Source organism: Streptomyces blastmyceticus, assembly GCF_039521185.1.
In the GTDB taxonomy this organism is placed as follows: Bacteria; Actinomycetota; Actinomycetes; order Streptomycetales; family Streptomycetaceae; genus Streptomyces; species Streptomyces blastmyceticus.
On sequence record NZ_BAAABW010000016.1, the window covers coordinates 343,495 to 362,556 of the forward strand.

Below are 19,062 nucleotides of genomic sequence, written 5' to 3' on the forward strand. Positions count from 1 at the left end.
GGCGACGGCACGGTGGTGCGGCCGCCGCCGGGGCTCACGGGGTGCGGGCGCGCAGGATCTGCTCGATGACCGCGGCGACGCCGTCTTCGGTGTTGGCGGCGGTGTGGCGCGCGGTCGCGGCGAGGACCTCGGGGTGCGCGTTGGCCATCGCGTACGCGGTGCCGGCCCAGTCGAGCATCTCCAGGTCGTTGGGCATGTCGCCGAACGCCACGACCTCCTCGGGCGTGATGCCGCGCTCGGCGCAACACCGGGCGAGCGTACTGGCCTTGCTGATCCCGAGGCCGCTGATCTCCAGCAGGGCGGTCGGGCTGGAGCGGGTGAACTCGCCGTGCTCGCCGCCCGCTTCCCGGGCGACGGCCAGGAACTCGTCGGGCTCCAGCTCGGGGTGGTGGGCGAGCAGCTTGAGGATGGGGTCGGTGTAGCCGGCGTCCTCGGCGAGCAGCTTCTCGGCGGGGCCGATGACCGCGCCCGGGTCGAGGAAGAAGGGCGGGTACGCGGGCTCGTAGTGGATGCCCTCGGCGCGCTCCACGGCGAACGAGGTGCCCGGGGCGGCGGCGCGCAGCGCGTGCACGACGGCGAGGGCGTCGGTGCGCTCCAGCGGGTGGACCTCGACGAAGCGGCCGCTGTCGTGCAGGTCGACGACGGCGGCGCCGTTCGCGCAGATCGCCAGCCCGTGGCCGTGCACATGGTCACGGACGACGTCCATCCACCTGGCCGGCCGCCCGGTGACGAAGAAGACCTCGATGCCCGCCGCCTCGGCCGCGGCGAGGGCCGCGACCGTACGCTCGGAGACCGTCTTGTCGTCGTGCAGGAGGGTGCCGTCGAGGTCGGTGGCGATCAGCCGGGGGAAGACGGCTGGGCGGAGGACTGCCGGGGTCTCGGGCTGCTCGATAGCTGAAGTCACGGCTCCATTCTCGTCCACGGACGGCGGGTATCGCACAGGCGTGCGCCGGGGTGCCCGCCCGGGCGCCGGTGATCGGCGGCCGCCGCGTACGCCGGATCACGTGCCGGGGGCATGGGTCTTTGTCATACCCAGCGCTTAGGCTCGGTGTCATGCGACTGAGCACCGTGATCCTTCCCGACCGCCGCTGGTCCGAGGGCGGCCGTGAGACGTGGCAGCGAGCCGAGGAACTGGGCTTCCACACCGCCTACACCTACGACCACCTGTCGTGGCGCACCTTCCGGGACGGGCCGTGGTTCGGCGCCGTGCCGACGCTGACGGCGGCCGCGACCGTGACCTCGCGGATGCGGCTCGGCACGCTCGTCACCTCCCCCAACTTCCGGCACCCGGTGACGCTCGCCAAGGAGCTCATCTCCCTGGACGACATCTCCGGCGGGCGCCTCACGCTGGGCATAGGCGCCGGTGGCTCCGGTTTCGACGCCACCGCGCTGCTCGGGGACGGCCAGGAGCCGTGGACCCCGCGTGAGCGCGCCGACCGCTTCGGCGAGTTCGTGCCGCTGCTGGACCGGCTCCTGACCCAGGACGTCGTCTCGTACGACGGGGAGCACTACTCCGCGTCCGAGGTGCGCAACATCCCGGGCTGTGTGCAGCGCCCCCGGCTGCCCTTCGCCGTGGCCGCCACCGGGCCGCGCGGTCTCAGGCTCGCCGCCCGCCACGGGCAGGCGTGGGTGACCACGGGCGACCCGAAGCTGTTCGAGACGGGCACGCCGGAGGAGTCCCGGGCGGCCGTCGCGGGGCAGATCCAGCGCCTCGGAAAGGCCTGCGCCGAGATCGACCGCGACCCCGCGGGCCTTCACAAGATCATGCTGACGGGCTTCACCCCGGACCGGCCGCTGGACTCCTTCGACGCCTTCGTCGACTTCGCGGGCTCGCACGCCGAGCTGGGCATCGACGAGATCGTGGTGCACTGGCCGATCGACGGTTCGGTCTTCGCCGCGGACCTCGCGGTTTTCGAGAAGATCGCGACGGACGGGCTCGCACAGCTCTCCTGAGGGTGGTGCGGCGGCAGGTCGGGCCGTGGTGATCGTCGCGCTTTCTTTACCCCGCGCACAGCTGGTGAGGGAGGAGAATCGAGAGCAGAGGCAATCACTGGGGGCGCACATCGCGCTGAGCCTTGGAGGTACCCCATGCCACGGACGCCACGGACCCGATTCGCTCCCGACCGGGGGCTGACCACCCGCATGGTGAGCACGATGTTCTTCATCGGGCTGCTCTACGTCGTCTTCGTGGGCGTGCTGGTGGTGCTGCTGCGCGGTGCCTGGCCGATCGTCCTGATCCTCGCGGGCGGCATGTTCATCGCCCAGTTCTGGTTCAGCGACCGGATCGCCGCCTTCAGCATGGGGGCGCGGGAGGTCACCCCGCAGGAGGCGCCCGAGCTGCACGGCGCCGTCGACCGGCTGTGCGCGCTCGCCGACATGCCCAAGCCGCGGGTGGCCATCGCCGACAGCGACGTGCCGAACGCGTTCGCCACCGGGCGCAACCAGAAGAACGCCCTGGTGTGCGCGACGACCGGCCTGCTGCGCAGGCTGGAGCCCGAGGAGCTGGAGGGCGTGCTCGCCCATGAGCTCTCCCATGTCGCGCACCGCGACGTGGCCGTGATGACCATCGCGTCGTTCCTGGGCGTGCTGGCCGGGATCATCACCCGCATCGGGCTGTGGGGCGGCTTCCGCCGGGCGGGCGGCCGCGATCAGAACACCGCCCTCCTGATGGTGCTGATCCCGCTGGTCAGCGCGGTCGTCTACGCCATCAGCTTCCTGCTCACGCGGCTGCTGTCCCGCTACCGCGAGCTGTCCGCCGACCGCGCGGGCGCCCTGCTGACGGGCAGGCCCTCGGCGCTGGCGTCGGCACTCACCAAGGTCACCGGGCAGATGGCGCAGATCCCGACGCGCGATCTGCGGCAGGCCGAGCCGTTCAACGCCTTCTACTTCGCGCCCGCCTTCTCCAAGGACGGCATGAGCCGTCTGCTGTCCTCGCACCCGACGCTGGAGCAGCGGCTGGACCAGCTCGGCCGGATCTCGGCACAGCTCGGCCGCGCCTGAGCGCACCGTACGCCCCCGGAAAAGGAGCTTCCGCCCGTGGGATTCCTCGATGCCATCCTCGGCCGCAGCAAGCCGGTCCGCCCGGACCTCGACCAGCTCTTCGCGCTGCCGTCCGCCGCCGTCACCCTCCAGGCCGGTGCCGGCTTCACCCCGACGGGACTGGGTTCGGTGTGCTTCGCGAGCGTGGAGGGCGGCGCGTTCACCCGGCTCCAGCAGGACGTGAGGGAGCTGCTGGACGCCGATACGGAGCGGGGCGGGGCGCCGGTGGAGTTCAGCCAGGACGGCTACGGCTACACATGGCTGCTCGCGCGGCAGCCGGCCGACGACGTGGCGGGCCTGGTCAATGACCTGCACGCCGTCAACACCCTGCTCCAGGAAGGCGGTTTCGGACCGCAGCTGCTCTGCTCGCTCCTGGGCTTCCGGGACGAGGGAGGGCGCTCACTGGCCCTCGTCTATCTCTACAAGCGGGGCACCTTCTACCCCTTCGCTCCGGTGCCGGGCGGGGGAGACAAGCGGGACAACGGCCTGGAGCTCCAGGCCCGGGCACTGCTGGGGAACGACCTCCGGATCGAGGAGGACCTGGCCCGGTGGTTCCCCGTGTGGGGTGCGCCCGGACTGAAGTGATCCGCGCCCGGCTCACGGCCCGCTGACGCCGGTGGTCTCAGTCGCGGGGGAGCAGGGCGTCCATGGTCCGGGCCTGCACCTCGCGCTCCGCGGCGGCGGCGACGAAGGCCGCGACATGCTCCGCCCCGACGAGCTCCCGCACGGCTTCTAGGGTGCGCGCGGGCAACTGAAGGGGCTGGTGGCCGGGTTGGCTCGCGCTGTCGGGCGTGTGGGAGGCCGCCGGGAGAGGGCGGGGCGGGGGAAGATCCACCGGGCCGACGACGGCCGCGTCCCCGGCCGGATCCACGGGAGGCTCGTCCCCCGCGTCGCCACCCAGGCGGTGGCGGAGATAGCGCGTGGCCAGCTCCCGCATCGCCCGCGCCAGCTCCGCGTCCACGGTCTGCTGGGCCAGCGGTCGCAACCGGCGGACCAGAGCGGCGGCTTCGGCCGCCTCCTCGTCGGTCGGCGGGTGGTCGAAGAACTGGTGGAAGACGTGCTCGGTGGTGAAGTCGAGGAAGCGCGCCGCGATGTGCTCGACGTGGGTGCGCAGTTCGCGCAGGTGGCCGGAGATGGCGGGCAGCGGCACCCCGGCGAGGTGGAGTTCGGCCGCGACGGCCAGCTCGCGGGGGCTCGGCACGAGGAACTCGTCCGGTGCGTCCGGGACCGCGACCAGCACGCCCAGCCGTACGGCCTCGGTGACGGCCTCGTCGTCCTGGGCGTCGCCGAACCGCTCGTGGAGGGCCACTCGTGTGATCCGTTCGGCCCGCTCGTCGGTCCAGGGCCCGTCGACCTCGGCGACCAGCCCCAGGACCCCGCCGAGGCCACGGCCCGCGTCCCAGGCGTCCAGGAGCTCCTTGATGCTGGCGAGGGTGTAGCCGCGGTCGAGGAGACCGGCGATCTGGTGGAGCCGGGCCAGATGGGCCTCGCCGTAGACGTTGGCCCGGCCGCGCCGCTCGGAGCGGGGGAGCAGCCCGCGGTCCTGGTAGGCGCGGATCGTGCGGACGGTGGCCCCGCTGCGGTGGGCGAGATCCTCGATCCGGTACTCGCCGGGCGCCCGCCCGGGCCGTGCCGCGGGGCGGGCCCGTCCGGGCGCCGGCCCGGGGCCCGGATCGGGTACCACCGGGCCGGGTGCCGGGCCGGGGCCCGGCACCGGCACGGGTTCCGGCAGCCGCCGCGCTTCCCGTTCCGGCCTCCGTACGCGCTTCGTGGTCACAGGAGCTCCTTACGAGATGGCCGCGCGACCGATCGCGCCCGCCGCGGACCGTGCCGCGGGTGAGGTCGCCAGATACTCGACGGCCCGGCGCAGCGACCCCTCCTGCGAGGGATGGTACGACCGCCGCAGGTATCGGGGTACGGCCGAGCCCAGCTCCCGCCAGCTGGGCAGCAGGCCCTTGGCCACGGCCTTGTTGTGCTCGCGCAGCGAGTAGCGCAGCCTTCCCGCGAGTTGGGGGTCGTGCCGCAGCAGATAGGTGGCGCCCCACCCCCACAGGTGGAACAGCATGGGGGCGGTGAAGGCCATGCCCAGGACCCGGCGGGCGTAGCGCCCGGCCTCGGCCCCGCCGCAGTGTTCGTACATGTCGAAGGCCACCGAGCGGTGCTCGACCTCCTCCGCGCCGTGCCAGCGGAGCAGGTCGAGCATCACGGGGTCGGGATCGGCCCGGTCCAGCCCCTCGGCCTGCAGCACCCAGTTGCCCAGCACGGCGGTGAACTGCTCGATGGCGGCGATCAGCGAGAGCCGGAAGCGCAGCCACTCCAGGTCGGACACCGGGAGGCCGAGCGGCGGCCGGTCGCCGAGCAGCGCGTCGAAGAGGAAGTCGACGTGCCGGGTGTAGGGGCCGGTGTCCAGGCCCTGCCGGGCCAGGTGGCCGAGCACATAGGCGTGCTGGACGCTGTGCGTGGCCTCCTGCCCCATGAAGCCCTTGACGTCCTTGAGGAGCGTCTCGTCCCGCACGAGCGGCAGGGCCTCCTTGAACACCTTGACGAACCACCGCTCCCCGGCGGGCAGCAGCAGGTGCAGGACGTTGATGACGTGGGTGGCGGTGGGTTCGTCCGGGATCCAGTGCAGCGGCGTGTCGTCCCAGTCGAAGGCGACGCGCCGCGGGGCTATCGGGTGGCCGCCGGGGTGACCGTGGTTCATCTCTGCTCCTCTGCGGGCTTCCGCTACAGCGGTGGGTCGATCCGCGCGATGGCGCGCAGCACCCGCGGTGCGAATCGGGACAGGAAGTGGGCGCCGTGCGCCTCGGGGGTCACGGGGACGACGGCCTGGTTGCGCAGGACGGAGCGCAGGACGGCGTCGGCGACCTTCTCCGGGGGGTAGTTGCGCCTGCCGTACGCCCGGGTCGCCTTCTTCCGGAGGCGCTGCTGCTCCTCCTCCGGGACACCGGTGAAGCGCGCGGTCCCGGTGATGTTGGTGTTGACCAGGCCGGGGCAGATCGCGGTGACCCCGATCCCCTGTCCGGCCAGCTCGGCGCGGAGGCTCTGGCTGAGCATCAGCACGGCCGCCTTGGAGGTGCCGTAGGCCGAGAGCGTCCTGGAGGGCTGGAAGGCCGCGGCGGAGGCGGTGTTGACGATGTGGCCGCCCTGGCCGCGCTCGGCCATCTGCCTGCCGAAGATCCGGCAGCCGTGGATGACGCCCCACAGGTTGACGTCGAGGACCTTCCGCCAGTCCTCCGCCGAGGTGTCCATGAACGGCCCGGCCAGGCCGATGCCGGCGTTGTTGACCAGCACGTCCACCACGCCGTACTCGGCGGCGACCTTCGCGGCCAGCTTCTCCATCGCCTGCTCGTCCGCGACGTCGGCGCACTCGCCCCAGGCCCCGGGCGCGCCGAGCAGGCGTGCCAGCTCGGCCGTGCGGGTGGCGCCCTCCGCGTCCCGGTCGACAGCGACGACCCGCGCGCCCGCCTCCGCGAAGGCGAACGCGGTGGCCCGGCCGATGCCGCTGGCCGCGCCGGTCACCAGCACCAGCCGGCCGCCGAACGCCTGGGCGTAGGGGCTGTTGTCCACGGCCCCGCGCGCCCCCGCGCCCCGGGTCCCGGCGGTGCCCACCGCCTCCGTGCCGCCCCGCTCGTGGGCGTTCACGAATTCTCCGATCCAGGCGGCGAGTTGATCGGGGCGGGTGCGCGGCACCCAGTGCTTGGCGGCCAGGGTGTGCCGGACGAGGCCCGGCGCCCACTGGTCCAGGTCGTCGTAGAGCCGCGCGGACAGGAAGGCGTCGCCGGTCGGGGTGATCAGCTGCACCGGCGCATGGGCGTAGGCGTCGGTGCGCGGCCTGCGCAGGCGGGCCCGGACGTTGTCGCGGTACAGCCACGCGCCGTGCGCGGCGTCCTTCGGCAGCGAGGCCGTCGGATAGGCGTCGGAGGGGACCTTCTCCGAGCGCTCCAGGATCTTCGGCCACTGCTTCATGAGCGGCCCCCGCATCAGCGCCTCCGGCAGGACCGGGGTGTGCAGCGCCGACACGTACCAGGACCGGGCCCCCTGGCCGAGCAGCTGGGCCACGCGGCGCGGGGTCGGCCGGCCGGCGCGCTTCCTGATCCAGAGGGCGAAGTGGTCGAGGCCCGGCCCGGAGACGGAGGTGAAGGAGGCGATACGGCCCTCGGTGCGCGGCACGGTCACGAACTCCCAGCCCTGCACGGACCCCCAGTCGTGCCCGACCACATGCACCGGGGCGTCCGGGCTCACGGCGTCCGCGACCGCGAGGAAGTCGTCCGTGAGCTTCTCCAGCGTGAACCCGCCCCGCAGGGGCCGCGGCGCCGTGGAGCGCCCGCAGCCCCGCACGTCGTACAGCACCACGTGGAAGCGGTCGCGCAGCCGCCCGGCCGCCGCCGACCAGACCTCCTTGCTGTCCGGATAGCCGTGCAGCAGCACCACCGTGGGCCGCTCGGCCTCCCCCAGCTCGGCGACGCACAGCTCGATCCCGCCCGTGCGGACCCAGCGCTCCCGCGCGCCTTCGAGTCCGGTGCCGTGTCCGATGTCATGTCCGGTCATGCCGCCATCTCCCCCTGCGCGCGCCGCACATGCGGCAGATCGTCGTCGAGCCAGAAGGCGCTCTCCTCGGGATCCCGGGAGTCGGTGACCACCAGGAGCTCCTCGAACTTCGCGCCGGTGCCCCGGAAGCCGATGTGGGGTTCGACCGCCCACAGGCCCGGCCGGGGCGGGTGATCGGAGAAGCGGTGCGGGCTCCACAGCGGTGACCAGCCCTCCCGGTGCCCCCGGACGGCGTCGGACGCCAGCCCCTTCAACGCCTGGGTGCCGAACCCGAGGAGATGCGGGGACCAGCGGCGCTCGCGCACGCGGTCCACCTTGTGCGCGATCACCCCGAAGGGATACGCGCGATGCCGGTTGGTGTAGCCCTGGCGGGCCATGAGCCGGTCCACGTCCTCGTAGATCTCCCGCAGGGGGCGCCGCTCGCGCACCTCGCGCAGGATCAGCTCCCGGTGCGCCAGCAGATCCGACATCATCCGGTCGTGCAGCGGATGGGGCCCCAGGCAGCCCGCATAGCCGATGTCGGAGGTGAAGCCGCCGTGCACCGGGGCCATGTCGAGGATGAAGGGCATCCCCGGCTCCAGCCGGCGGTCGGTCGGGAAGAACTGGAGCGGCACCTTGAACCCCACGAACGCCGTCCGGTCCCCGAACCACGCGAAGGGCAGGTGGAACCAGTCCCGCACGCCGCGCCCGCGCAGCCACTCCCGCTGCATCCGCGCCGCCTCGCGCTCGGTCACCCCGGGTCTCAGCTGTGCGGCGACCGCTTCCGCGCAGTCGTACGCGAGGCGCTGCACCTGCCTGAACCCCCGCAATTCCGCGGTGAGTCCACGAGCCACTGCCGATGCCATCGTCAACCGTCCGTCCCGCCTGCCCGGGCCCCCGGACAGCAGCCGGAGGAGCGTCCGCAACTTGACACTGATGAATGTGACAATGCTCCGCGGCCACGTCAAGACTTGTGCACGACCTGTGGATAACTTTCGGTAACTCCCGCGTCCGGGGTCCCCGGCCGCCCCCGTCACCCCCGCCCCCCTACGGGCGGGTCAGACCCGAGGACTACACGCATCCCCTCATCTGGTCTGACGACTGCTGTGGCGCGCGCCACTAACGTCGAAGGCGTGACTGTGATCGCTACCGAAAGCCTCAGCAAGCGGTTCCCCCGGGTGACCGCGCTCGACCGGCTGTCCGTCGACATCACGCCGGGCGTGACCGGCCTGGTGGGTGCCAACGGAGCCGGCAAGTCCACGCTGATCAAGATCTTGCTCGGCCTGTCCCCGGCCACCGAGGGCCGGGCCACCGTGCTCGGCCTCGACGTCGCGACCGAGGGCGGCGCCATCCGGGAGCGGGTCGGCTATATGCCCGAGCACGACTGCCTGCCGCCGGACGTGTCGGCGACCGAGTTCGTCGTCCACATGGCGCGGATGTCCGGGCTGCCCGCCACCGCCGCCCGCGAGCGCACCGCCGACACCCTGCGCCACGTGGGGCTCTACGAGGAGCGGTACCGCCCCATCGGCGGCTATTCGACGGGCATGAAGCAGCGGGTGAAGCTGGCCCAGGCGCTCGTCCACGACCCCCAGTTGGTGCTGCTGGACGAGCCGACCAACGGCCTCGACCCGGTCGGCCGCGACGAGATGCTCGCCCTGATCCGCCGCGTGCACACCGACTTCGGTATCTCGGTCCTGGTCACCTCCCACCTGCTCGGCGAGCTGGAGCGCACCTGCGACCAGGTCGTCGTCATCGACGGCGGCAAGCTGCTGCGGTCCTCCTCCACCGCCGAGTTCACCCAGGCCACGGGCTCCCTCGCGGTCGAGGTCACGGACTCCGACGCGTGCCCGGACGGCACCGCCGCACTGATCAAGGCGCTGGCCGCGGCCGGTCTGACCGTCCAGCCCGTGGGCCGCGCCGCCGAGTTCGCCGCGGCCGGCTCCGGCCACGTCGTCCTGGTGGACGTCATCGGCGACGACACCTACGACACCGTGCGCGACGCGGTGACCGACCTCGGCCTCGGCCTGGTCCGCATGGAACAGCGCAGGCACCGCATCGCGGAGGTCTTCCAGACCGCCGACAGCGCACACGAAAGGGGCAGCTCCGATGCCGCCTGAGAGCCTCACGGCGCCCGCCCAGGACGTCATCCACAACATCGGCTACCGCAACTACTCCGGAGTCCGCCTCGGCCGCGCCTACGCCCGCCGCTCGCTCTTCTCGCAGAGCCTGCGCGGCGCGTACGGCCTCGGGCGCTCGGCGAAGTCCAAGGTGCTGCCGATGACCCTCTTCGGGGTGATGTGCGCCCCCGCCGCCATCATGGTCGCCGTCGCCGTGGCGACGAAGGCGACCAAACTGCCGCTGGAGTACACGCGTTACGCGATCGTCCTCCAGGCGGTCATAGGTCTCTACCTCGCCGCCCAGGCCCCGCAGTCCGTCTCGCGCGACCTGCGCTTCAAGTCGATCCCGCTCTACTTCTCCCGCCCGATCGAACGCGTCGACTATGTGGTGGCCAAGTTCGCCGCCATGGCCTCGGCCCTGTTCCTCCTCACCGCCGCGCCCCTGCTGATCCTCTATGTGGGCGCCCTGCTCGCCAAGCTGGACTTCGCCACGCAGACGGAGGGCTTCGTGCAAGGACTGGTCTCCGTCGTGCTGCTGTCCCTCCTCTTCGCCGGGCTCGGCCTGGTGGTCGCCGCCGTCACCCCGCGCCGCGGCTTCGGCGTCGCCGCCGTCATCGCCGTGCTGACGATCTCCTACGGCGCGGTCAGCACCGTGCAGGGCATCGCCCTCGCCCGTGACAACACCGACGCGATCGGCTGGATCGGCCTGTTCTCGCCGATCACGCTGATCGACGGGGTCCAGACGGCGTTCCTCTCCGCCACGTCCGCCTTCCCCGGCGGCAACGGCCCCGGCACCGGAGCCGGTGTCGTCTACGTCGTCGTCCTGCTCGCGCTGATCGCCGGATCCTTCGGGCTGCTCATGCGCCGCTACCGAAAGGTCGGGCTGTGACAGTCCTCCACATCGACAACGTCTCCCGCTGGTTCGGCAATGTGGTGGCCGTCAACGACGTCTCCATGGCCGTCGGCCCCGGCGTCACCGGCCTGCTCGGCCCCAACGGCGCCGGGAAGTCCACCCTCATCAACATGATGGGCGGCTTCCTCGCGCCCTCCACCGGCACGGTCACCCTCGACGGCACGACCATCTGGCGCAACGAGCAGGTCTACCGCCATATCGGCATCGTCCCCGAGCGCGAGGCGATGTACGACTTCCTCACCGGCCTGGAGTTCGTCCGCGCCAACGCCGAGCTGCACGGCCTGGGCGCCAAGGAGGCCCAACGGGCGCTGGCCACGGTCGAGATGGAGTATGCGCAGGACCGCAGGATCGACACGTACAGCAAGGGCATGCGCCAGCGGGTGAAGATGGCCTCCGCGCTCGTCCACGAGCCGTCCGTGCTCCTCCTCGACGAGCCGTTCAACGGCATGGACCCGCGCCAGCGCATGCAACTGATGGAGCTGCTGCGCCAGATGGGTGCGCAGGGCCGCACGGTGCTGTTCTCCTCCCACATCCTCGAAGAGGTCGAGCAGCTTGCCGCCCACATCGAGGTCGTCGTCGCGGGCCGGCACGCGGCCTCCGGCGACTTCCGCAAGATCCGCCGGCTGATGACGGACCGGCCGCACCGCTATCTCGTGCGCTCCAGCGACGACCGGGCCCTGGCCGCCGCCCTCATCGCCGACCCGTCGACCTCGGGCATCGAGGTGGACGTCCACGAAGGCGCCCTGCGCGTCCAGGCGGTCGACTTCGACCGCTTCACCACCTTGCTGCCGCGGCTCGCCCGCGCGCACGGCATCCGGCTCCTGACGGTCTCGCCCTCGGACGAGTCCCTGGAATCGGTCTTCTCCTATCTCGTAGCGGCCTGAAAGGAGCCTTGACGCCATGTATCACCCGACCGTCGCCCGGCTCACCTACCGGGGGCTCCTCGGCCGCCGCCGTGCCTTCATCCTCTTCGCGCTGCCCGCCCTCCTGATCGTCATCTCCGTCGTCATCCGCGTGCTGACCGGAGCCGACGACGACACCGCGGTCAATGTCCTGGGCGGCTTCGCGCTGGCCACCATGGTGCCGCTCATCGGCGTGATCGCCGGTACGGGCGCGATCGGCCCGGAGATCGACGACGGCTCGGTGATCTATCTCCTCTCCAAGCCCGTCAAGCGCCACACGGTCATCCTCACCAAGCTGATCGTCGCCATCGGCGTCACCGTGGTCTTCTCCGCGGTGCCCACCCTGATCGCCGGCTTCGTGCTGAACGGCAACAGCCAGCAGATCGCCGTCGCCTACGCGGCGGCCGCCGCGGTCGCCTCCGTGGCCTACAGCGCGATCTTCCTGCTGCTGGGCACCGTCACCCGGCACGCCGTCGTGGCGGGCCTGGTCTACGCCTTGGTGTGGGAGTCGCTCTTCGGCAGCCTCATCCCCGGCGCCCGCACGCTCAGCGTCCAGCAGTGGTCCCTCGCCCTCGCCCAGAAGATCGGCGCGGAGGGCGCGATCTCCTCGGACGTGGGCCTGCCCCTCGCCCTCACCCTGCTGATCGGCGTGACCGCCGCGGCGACCTGGTACGCGAGCCGGAAGCTGCGCACGCTCACGCTCGCCGGCGAGGAGTGACGAGCGGCGAACGGCACACGATGTAAGGGGCGGTCTCCCATGGAGACCGCCCCTTACTCGTTCACATCACTCGTTCGAAGGCGCTCACACACGCGCGTCGAGCAGGGCTCGCGCTATCTCCGACTGCACGGGCGAGAGCGCGAGCACCTCGCCGTCCTCGGCGTCCTCTATGTCCCACAGGGCGTTCTGGAGCACCCGCCCGAGTGTCCAGCGCGCCGCGCGCCGCCGGTCCAGGCCGAGCACCTCCGTCATCAGATCGAAGCGGCGCAGGATCGCCCGCTCCACGTCACCGGTCGCGGTGAGGTCGTCCCAGCGGTCGTGCAGGGCGGGCAGCAGCTCGAACCCCGGGTCGCCCACGAGCGGCTTGGGGTCGATGGCCAGCCAGGGCTCCCGCCCGGAACCGGGCAGCGGCGCCAGCACGTTCGCGTAGTGCAGGTCCCAGTGCAGCAGCCGCCCTTCGCCGGGCTCGGCGGCCACCTCCCGTACGGCGCCCGCGCAGTCGGCCAGCACCCGGCGGTCGGCGGCGTCGGGCAGGGCCCGGAGGGCGGCGGGCACCTCGGCGAGCATCGCGCCCGCGATGCCGGTCAGCGTGCGCAGCCCGGCCGGCGGGGGCGTCTTCACCAGCCGGGCGAGCAGCTCGGAGAGCGTACGGACGGCGTCCTCGGCGTCCGGCACGGACAGCAGCGAACGCCCGGCGTCCAGCCGCTCCAGCAGCATCGTGCCGGAATCGGCGTCGTGGTCGAGGAGGGCGACCGCGCCGTCGCCGTCCCACGCGCGCAGTGCGGCCGGTTCGTCGACGCTCTCGTCGGTCACCGGCTGGAGCTTGAGCGCGGCCGGGGTGCCGTCCGCGCGCCGCACGGGCAGGACGAGCGCGACCATGCCGTGCGAGGCGGGGCCGTCGAGCCGCAGCTCCCAGCGGCCCAGGAAGTCGGCCGCCAGGTCCGGCAGGGCGGCGACCCAGGCGCGGCCCACCTCCCCGTCGAAGGTGTCGTGGAAGCCCGCCAGTTCGGCGGGGACGGTGATCCGGGAAGGCACGTACATGGGTGGCGCTCTCCTCGTGACGGGTGGGAGGCCCCGGGGGCCTCCCTGTCATCCCAACGTCTCAGATCTTCCGATCGCGCCCGGCTCCCAGCCCGAGACCCAGCAGACCCGCGCACACCACGAGCAGCACCACGATCGGCACGGTCCAGCCGCCGGTCGCCTGGTGCACGGCGCCGAGGGCGAACGGGCCGACGGCCGCGAGCAGATAGCCCCAGGTCTGTGCCATGCCCGAGAGCCGGGCCGCCGTGTGCGCGTCGCGGGTGCGCAGCACCATCATCGTCAGCGCGAGCCCCAGCGCGCCGCCCTGTCCCACGCCGAGCAGCGTCGCCCAGAGCCAGGCGCCGCCGACCGGGGCCACGAGCAGCCCCGCGACGCCCGCCGCCATCAGCGTCACGACGGTGACCGCCAGCGCCCGCTGGGAGCGCATCCGGCCCGCCAGCATCGGCACCACGAACGAACCGACCGCCTGCACCAGGGTGCTGAACGCGAAGACGAGACCGGCCTGCGCCTTGCTCATCCCGTGGTCGGTGAAGATCGTCGGCAGCCAGGCGATGACGACGTACGCCACGAGCGACTGCGAGCCCATGAAGAGGGTGATCTGCCAGGCCAGCGGGGTGCGGGTCAGCTTCGGTCCGTCCTCGGCGGCCCGGGGCGCCGCCACGGCCCCGGGAGCGCCTGCCGCGGCCTCGCGGGCGGCGCTCCGGGCGAGGACGGCCTGCGGGGCCCACACGGCCGCCGCGACGGCAGCCAGCACCGCCCAGGAGGCGAGGGAGCCCTGCCAGCCGCCGAGCGCGTCCTCCAGCGGCACGGCACTGGCGGCGGAGACGGTGGCGCCGAGGATCATCGCGGTCGAGTAGAGCGCGGTCATGCCCGCCGCCCGCTCGGGGAAGTCCCGCTTGATCAGGCCGGGCATCAGGACGTTGAGCAGGGCTATCGCGGTGCCCACCAGCGCGCAGCCGACGAACAGTGCGACGACCGGCGGCGCGATGCGCAGCAGGATGCCCCCGCACAGCAGGACGAGCGCGCCGCAGAGCACCGCCTCCGTGCCCCACCGGCGGGCCAGTTTCGGCGCGAGGATCGAGCCGAGCCCCATGAAGACGAGCGGAATGGTGGTCACCAGACTGCTCGCGGTCGCCGCCAGGTGGAAGTGGTCGCCGATCTCGCCGAGCAGCGGTGACACCCCGGCCAGCGCGGCCCGCATGTTGAGCGATGCCAGGACGATGCCGAGCAGGACGAGCAGGGGGTGGGCCCGCATCCGCCGGGCCGCGGCCGCGGGTGGCGCGAACTCCTGCGCGGCCACGGCTTCTTCCGTGACGCTCTCCGCGTCGATCAGCGGTGCTTGCGACCTCGTCTCCGACATGGGGGCCTTTCCAAGGGGGTGCGGGGGTACGTGGGGGCGTGCGGGCCGGGCGCACGAGCGGGAGCGCGTGAGCGGGCCGTACGGGAGAAGCGGGCGGTCAGCCCTCCGCGAGCAGCGACTCCACCGCCTGCTTCGGCCGTTCGAGCAACAGGCGGCAGGCGTGCGCCGCCGCGTCCGGGTCACCGGAGGCGATCGCGGTCATGAGGGCGTGGTGGTCGCCGTGGATGATGCGCGGCATCTCGCGGTCGCCCAGCGCGGTGACCAGCGCCTCGCGCACCGAGCTGCTGAACCAGGAGTACGTGGCGGTCAGCGCGCTGTTGTGCGCGGCCTCCACAACCGCCTTGTGGAAGGCGATGTCGTGGTCCGCGTAGAGCTCCAGATTGCCCGAGTCGGGCTGGCCCTCGGCGTCCTCGAAGGCCGTCTGCGCCTCCAGCGCGACCCGCATCCGCTCCAGGTCGGCGGGCTCGTGCCGCAGCGCCGCGAGCCGGGCGGCCTCCGCCTCCAGGGCGATGCGCAGCTCCAGGACGTCCCGCACGCCCGCGCGCTGCACGCCGCGCATGATCTCGGCGGGGTCGGCCATGGAGACGACGAAGGTGCCCTCGCCCTGGCGGGAGCGCAGCATCCCGGCGTGCACGAGGACGCGGACCGCCTCGCGGACGGTGTTCCGCCCGACCTGGAGCTGCTCGGCGAGGGCGTGCTCGGTCGGGATGCGCTCGCCGACCTTCCACTCCCCGGCGGCGACCTGCGCGCGCAGCTGATCCACGACGGTGTCCACCAGGGACTGCCGTCCCGCCGCACGCAGTGCCATTCCGCTGCTCCTCTTGACGCTCTCTTGAACTCACCCGGTTGCCCAGTCATCCTACAACTGCGCGCGAGGCCCACCCGGGCTACCGTCGAATGGTGGCCCACCGCCAGCCGTACGCCCTGATGTACACCCGGATCACCGCCTGGGTCCGCTCGACCCCGGGTACTCACATCTGGCTGCTGATCATCGGGGTCACCAGTCTCGTGATCGCCGCCGCCAGCCGGGACCTGGAGATGTTCCTCCTGCACCGGAACAGCAGCAACATCCACGAGCTGAACAAGCATCCCCTGCAGTCGCTGCTGATCAGCGGCTTCTGGATCGAGAACCCTTCATCGTTCCTGCTCTACGTCGTGCTCTTCGAGATCTTCCACGCCAACGTCGAACGCTGGATCGGCACTCTGCGCTGGCTGTTCACCGTCGCCGTCGCGCACATCGTGGCCACGCTCGTGAGCCAGGAGGTCGTCCTGCTGTCGATCCAGCACCACTCGCTGCCGCGCTCGATGAAGCACGTTGTCGACATAGGTGTCTCGTACGGGCTCGCGGCGGCGGCCGGGATCCTGACCTACCGCGTGCCGCGGCCCTGGCGGTGGCTGTATCTGGCGGGCGCGGTGCTCTTCTTCGCGGTGCCGCTGGTGACGGGCGGGACGTACACGGACGTCGGCCACGCGATCGCGCTGGCGATCGGGCTCGCGTGCGGGCCGCTGACGCGGGGCCGCCCGCCGTGGGACTTCTCCGCCGGCCGTGAGCACCTGCGAAGGGCCGGTGAGCCCCTCCGCAGGCGCGGAACCGGCGTCAGCCGAAGAGTCGCTCCAGCACCGTCGCGATGCCGTCGTCCTCGTTCGAGTCCGTGACCTCGTCGGCGACGGCCTTGAGCTCCGGGTGCGCGTTGGCCATCGCCACGCCGTGCGCCGCCCAGGCGAACATCGGCACGTCGTTCGGCATGTCGCCGAAGGCGATCGTGTCCGCGGCCTTCATGCCGAGGCGGCGGGCGGCGAGGGAGAGGCCGGTGGCCTTGCTCAGGCCGAGCGGCAGCAGTTCGACGATGCCGGCGCCCGCCATGGTCACGCCCACCAGGTCACCGGCGACCGCCCGCGCGATCCCGGCGAGGCCGTCGTCGTCCAGGTCGGGGTGCTGGAGGTAGAGCTTGTTCAGGGGCGCGGCCCACAGCTCCGAGGAGTCCGTGATCGGCACGGCCGGCAGCGGGCCCTCCTGGATGCGGTAGCCGGGGCCGATCAGGACCTCGCCGTCCATGCCGTCGCGGCTGGCCGCGAGATACAGCGGCCCGACCTCCGCCTCGATCTTGGCGAGCGCCAGCGCGGCGAGCTGCCGGTCCAGCGTCACCGACGTCAGCAGTCTGTGCTCACCGGCGTGGTAAACCTGCGCGCCCTGTCCGCACACCGCGAGGCCCTGATAGTCCAGGGAGTCGAGGATGTGCTTCGTCCACGGGACGGAGCGCCCGGTGACGATGATGTGCGAGGCGCCCGCCGCCGTCACCCGTCCGAGCGCGGCGCGGGTGCGCTCCGAGACGGTGTCGTCGGAGCGCAGCAGCGTGCCGTCGAGATCGGTCGCGATCAGGCGGTAGGGCAACTCGCTCACGGTGTCTTCTCGTTCTCCCCCAGACTCCGTCCGGGGGCACCCCCATCCGCCTGCGGGCGCAGCGGTGCGGCCATCGTCGTCGTCCGCGGCCCGGCGGCCACGCATGCGCCGCTCACCGTGCGACAGGCTCCAGGATCTCCCGGCCGCCCAGGTACGGGCGGAGCACCTCGGGCACGCGCACGGTGCCGTCGGCCTGCTGGTGGTTCTCCAGGAGGGCGACGATCGTGCGCGGTACGGCGCAGAGCGTGCCGTTGAGCGTCGCCAGCGGCTTGACGGTCTTGCCGTCGCGCAGGCGCACCGACAGGCGGCGCGACTGGAACTCGTCGCAGTTGGAGGTCGAGGTCAGCTCGCGGTACTTCCCCTGGGTGGGGATCCACGCCTCGCAGTCGAACTTGCGCGAGGCGGACGAGCCCAGGTCACCCGTGGCGACGTCGATCACCTGGTAGGGCAGCTCCAGGCTGTTCAGCCACTGCTTCTCCCACTCCAGCAGGCGCGCGTGCTCCGCCTCGGCGTCCTCCGGCGCGACGTACGAGAACATCTCGACCTTGTCGAACTGGTGCACGCGGAAGATGCCGCGGGTGTCCTTGCCGTACGTGCCGGCCTCGCGGCGGAAGCACGGCGAGAAGCCGGCGTAACGCAGGGGCAGCTGGGACGCGTCCAGGATCTCGTCCATGTGGTACGCCGCGAGCGGCACCTCGGAGGTGCCCACCAGATAGAAGTCGTCCTTCTCCAGGTGGTAGACGTCCTGCGCGGCCTGGCCGAGGAAGCCGGTGCCCTCCATGGCGCGCGGCTTGACCAGCGCGGGGGTGAGCATCGGCGTGAAGCCGGCCGCGGTGGCCTGCGCGATGGCGGCGTTGACGAGGGCGAGCTCCAGCAGCGCGCCGACACCCGTCAGGTAGTAGAAGCGCGAGCCGGACACCTTGGCGCCGCGCTCGACGTCGATGGCGGCGAGCGACTGGCCGAGCTCAAGGTGGTCCTTGGGCTCGAAGCCCTCGGCGGCGAAGTCGCGCGGGGTGCCGACGGTCTCCAGGACGACGAAGTCGTCCTCGCCGCCGCGCGGCACGTCCGGGTGGACGATGTTGCCGATCTGCAGCAGGAGGCGCTGCGCCTCGGCGGCGGCCTCGTCCTGCTCGGCGTCGGCCGCCTTGACGGCGCCGGAGAGCTCGCCGGCCTTCTTCAGCAGTTCGGCCTTCTCGTCACCGGAGGCCTTGGGGATGAGCTTGCCGAGCGCCTTCTGCTCGGAGCGGAGTTCATCGAAGCGGACGCTGGACGACCTGCGCCGTTCGTCGGCGGAGAGCAGCGCGTCGACGACGTCGACGTCCTCTCCACGGGCGCGCTGGGAGGCGCGCACACGGTCGGGGTCCTCACGAAGCAGGCGAAGGTCAATCACCCCACCAGGCTACCGTTGCGGGCGCGATCACTCGACGCGATATTCCTCTTCGTTGCGTTTTGCCCCATTTTGAGGAGAGTGGAAAAGGCTGTGAATAACCGGGCCCGCGGCCGGGTCGGGAAATTCCAGCGCTTTTGGCGAAAAGGGGCATAGAGGCAACCGGTCGGGGCGATCGACCTTGTGGGGAGCGGGAGTTGGCGGAGGTGTTGTCCACAGGAGCTGGATCCTCCGTTTTCTTTGTCCACAGGCTGTGCGTGAAATCTGTGGACGCCGGAATCGAACGTTCCATCCGGGTCTGTCCTGAGCCATGGATTGCCCGGCCAAACCCCGCTTAGCCACTCATTCGGGTGGTATTTCCTCGCTCTAAAGAGTTGATTGCCCGGATTCGGCTGACGGGCGTGGGGTGTTGGGGCACGCAGGGTGGGGCTTGGCGCTGTGGATGACGGACCTGTGGTTAGAGCGATTTGTCGACGTTGACCCCTCCGGGAGGGGCTTCCGGCACCTCGCTCTGTCGACTTATCCCCAGGTCGAGGACGATCCTGTGGATAACCATGTGGATCATGACGAGGACGGAGGCGAGCCAGAACAGCCCGTCCGGCGTTTGAGGACGCGCCCGCAGGGCGCCCCCGCCGCAGGCGGCAACGAACCCGGCAG

General features: G+C 71.9%; 18 protein-coding genes. 8 read left to right on the forward strand and 10 right to left on the reverse strand.

Annotation, left to right across the window (positions count from 1 at the left end; genetic code table 11):
* Positions 1 to 34: 34 nt before the first annotated feature.
* Complete coding sequence (locus ABD269_RS15405) at positions 35 to 904, reverse strand: Cof-type HAD-IIB family hydrolase (RefSeq protein ID WP_344118333.1); 870 nt, start codon at positions 902 to 904, stop codon at positions 35 to 37.
* A 149-nt stretch (positions 905 to 1,053) separates the two neighbouring features.
* On the opposite strand from ABD269_RS15405, the gene ABD269_RS15410 reads away from it, so the two are divergent.
* The 3 genes from ABD269_RS15410 to pspAB all read left to right on the forward strand — a co-directional run bounded on the left by ABD269_RS15410 (position 1,054) and on the right by pspAB (position 3,624).
* On the forward strand, positions 1,054 to 1,953 hold the full coding sequence (locus ABD269_RS15410; protein WP_344118334.1) for an LLM class flavin-dependent oxidoreductase: 900 nt from the start codon (positions 1,054 to 1,056) through the stop codon (positions 1,951 to 1,953).
* Positions 1,954 to 2,088: 135 nt separating this feature from the next.
* Positions 2,089 to 3,000 (forward strand): zinc metalloprotease HtpX, encoded by a 912-nt coding sequence (gene htpX, locus ABD269_RS15415; protein WP_301894041.1) that lies wholly within the window; start codon positions 2,089 to 2,091, stop codon positions 2,998 to 3,000.
* A gap of 36 nt (positions 3,001 to 3,036) precedes the next feature.
* On the forward strand, positions 3,037 to 3,624 hold the full coding sequence (gene pspAB, locus ABD269_RS15420; protein ID WP_301894040.1) for a PspA-associated protein PspAB: 588 nt from the start codon (positions 3,037 to 3,039) through the stop codon (positions 3,622 to 3,624).
* A gap of 37 nt (positions 3,625 to 3,661) precedes the next feature.
* On the opposite strand, the gene ABD269_RS15425 is transcribed toward pspAB, so the two are convergent.
* The 4 genes from ABD269_RS15425 to ABD269_RS15440 all read right to left on the reverse strand — a co-directional run bounded on the left by ABD269_RS15425 (position 3,662) and on the right by ABD269_RS15440 (position 8,432).
* Positions 3,662 to 4,639, reverse strand: a complete 978-nt coding sequence (locus ABD269_RS15425) for a MerR family transcriptional regulator (protein ID WP_344118446.1) — start codon at positions 4,637 to 4,639, stop codon at positions 3,662 to 3,664.
* Between the two features lie 186 nt (positions 4,640 to 4,825).
* Positions 4,826 to 5,740, reverse strand: coding sequence for a metal-dependent hydrolase (locus ABD269_RS15430; protein ID WP_344118335.1), 915 nt, complete (start codon positions 5,738 to 5,740; stop codon positions 4,826 to 4,828).
* 23 nt (positions 5,741 to 5,763) lie between these two features.
* Complete coding sequence (locus ABD269_RS15435; RefSeq protein ID WP_344118336.1) at positions 5,764 to 7,587, reverse strand: SDR family oxidoreductase; 1,824 nt, start codon at positions 7,585 to 7,587, stop codon at positions 5,764 to 5,766.
* Positions 7,584 to 8,432, reverse strand: coding sequence for a M24 family metallopeptidase (locus ABD269_RS15440; protein WP_344118338.1), 849 nt, complete (start codon positions 8,430 to 8,432; stop codon positions 7,584 to 7,586). Before ABD269_RS15440 ends, ABD269_RS15435 begins: the two co-directional genes overlap by 4 nt.
* A 273-nt stretch (positions 8,433 to 8,705) precedes the next feature.
* Here ABD269_RS15440 and ABD269_RS15445 point away from each other — a divergent pair, with 273 nt between their 5' ends.
* From ABD269_RS15445 to ABD269_RS15460, 4 genes are read left to right on the forward strand one after another with little or no spacing between them, the layout of a single operon-like run.
* Positions 8,706 to 9,683, forward strand: a complete 978-nt coding sequence (locus ABD269_RS15445) for an ABC transporter ATP-binding protein (protein WP_344118447.1) — start codon at positions 8,706 to 8,708, stop codon at positions 9,681 to 9,683.
* Positions 9,673 to 10,572: an ABC transporter permease subunit gene (locus ABD269_RS15450; RefSeq protein ID WP_344118339.1), complete on the forward strand. Its 900-nt coding sequence runs from the start codon at positions 9,673 to 9,675 to the stop codon at positions 10,570 to 10,572. The genes ABD269_RS15445 and ABD269_RS15450 overlap by 11 nt, the downstream gene beginning before the upstream one ends.
* Complete coding sequence (locus tag ABD269_RS15455) at positions 10,569 to 11,480, forward strand: ABC transporter ATP-binding protein (RefSeq protein WP_344118340.1); 912 nt, start codon at positions 10,569 to 10,571, stop codon at positions 11,478 to 11,480. Before ABD269_RS15450 ends, ABD269_RS15455 begins: the two co-directional genes overlap by 4 nt.
* A 16-nt stretch (positions 11,481 to 11,496) precedes the next feature.
* Complete coding sequence (locus ABD269_RS15460; RefSeq protein WP_344118341.1) at positions 11,497 to 12,216, forward strand: ABC transporter permease; 720 nt, start codon at positions 11,497 to 11,499, stop codon at positions 12,214 to 12,216.
* A gap of 84 nt (positions 12,217 to 12,300) precedes the next feature.
* On the opposite strand, the gene ABD269_RS15465 is transcribed toward ABD269_RS15460, so the two are convergent.
* The 3 genes from ABD269_RS15465 to ABD269_RS15475 all read right to left on the reverse strand — a co-directional run bounded on the left by ABD269_RS15465 (position 12,301) and on the right by ABD269_RS15475 (position 15,425).
* Complete coding sequence (locus tag ABD269_RS15465) at positions 12,301 to 13,257, reverse strand: aminoglycoside phosphotransferase family protein (RefSeq protein WP_344118342.1); 957 nt, start codon at positions 13,255 to 13,257, stop codon at positions 12,301 to 12,303.
* A 61-nt stretch (positions 13,258 to 13,318) separates the two neighbouring features.
* A complete protein-coding gene (locus ABD269_RS15470; RefSeq protein WP_344118343.1) occupies positions 13,319 to 14,617 on the reverse strand; it encodes a CynX/NimT family MFS transporter in 1,299 nt (432 codons plus the stop codon).
* Between the two features lie 97 nt (positions 14,618 to 14,714).
* On the reverse strand, positions 14,715 to 15,425 hold the full coding sequence (locus ABD269_RS15475) for a FadR/GntR family transcriptional regulator (RefSeq protein ID WP_344118344.1): 711 nt from the start codon (positions 15,423 to 15,425) through the stop codon (positions 14,715 to 14,717).
* 89 nt (positions 15,426 to 15,514) lie between these two features.
* Between ABD269_RS15475 and ABD269_RS15480 the strand changes: the two genes are divergently transcribed.
* On the forward strand, positions 15,515 to 16,273 hold the full coding sequence (locus ABD269_RS15480) for a rhomboid-like protein (protein ID WP_425572899.1): 759 nt from the start codon (positions 15,515 to 15,517) through the stop codon (positions 16,271 to 16,273).
* Here the strand turns inward: ABD269_RS15480 and ABD269_RS15485 are convergent.
* Positions 16,215 to 17,018: an HAD family hydrolase gene (locus ABD269_RS15485; protein ID WP_344118345.1), complete on the reverse strand. Its 804-nt coding sequence runs from the start codon at positions 17,016 to 17,018 to the stop codon at positions 16,215 to 16,217. The genes ABD269_RS15480 and ABD269_RS15485 overlap by 59 nt on opposite strands.
* Before the next feature lie 112 nt (positions 17,019 to 17,130).
* On the reverse strand, positions 17,131 to 18,408 hold the full coding sequence (gene serS / locus ABD269_RS15490) for a serine--tRNA ligase (RefSeq protein ID WP_344118347.1): 1,278 nt from the start codon (positions 18,406 to 18,408) through the stop codon (positions 17,131 to 17,133).
* Positions 18,409 to 19,062: the final 654 nt, after the last annotated feature.

Coding starts and splice junctions, on each gene's coding strand:
- ABD269_RS15450 (WP_344118339.1), top strand. CDS start 9,673: ATGCCGCCTGAGAGCCTCACGGCGCCCGCCCAGGACGTCATCCACAAC.
- ABD269_RS15480 (WP_425572899.1), top strand. CDS start 15,515: ATGGTGGCCCACCGCCAGCCGTACGCCCTGATGTACACCCGGATCACC.
- htpX (WP_301894041.1), top strand. CDS start 2,089: ATGCCACGGACGCCACGGACCCGATTCGCTCCCGACCGGGGGCTGACC.
- ABD269_RS15430 (WP_344118335.1), bottom strand. CDS start 5,740: ATGAACCACGGTCACCCCGGCGGCCACCCGATAGCCCCGCGGCGCGTC.
- ABD269_RS15410 (WP_344118334.1), top strand. CDS start 1,054: ATGCGACTGAGCACCGTGATCCTTCCCGACCGCCGCTGGTCCGAGGGC.
- ABD269_RS15435 (WP_344118336.1), bottom strand. CDS start 7,587: ATGACCGGACATGACATCGGACACGGCACCGGACTCGAAGGCGCGCGG.
- ABD269_RS15475 (WP_344118344.1), bottom strand. CDS start 15,425: ATGGCACTGCGTGCGGCGGGACGGCAGTCCCTGGTGGACACCGTCGTG.
- ABD269_RS15460 (WP_344118341.1), top strand. CDS start 11,497: ATGTATCACCCGACCGTCGCCCGGCTCACCTACCGGGGGCTCCTCGGC.
- ABD269_RS15470 (WP_344118343.1), bottom strand. CDS start 14,617: ATGTCGGAGACGAGGTCGCAAGCACCGCTGATCGACGCGGAGAGCGTC.
- ABD269_RS15440 (WP_344118338.1), bottom strand. CDS start 8,432: ATGGCATCGGCAGTGGCTCGTGGACTCACCGCGGAATTGCGGGGGTTC.
- ABD269_RS15465 (WP_344118342.1), bottom strand. CDS start 13,257: ATGTACGTGCCTTCCCGGATCACCGTCCCCGCCGAACTGGCGGGCTTC.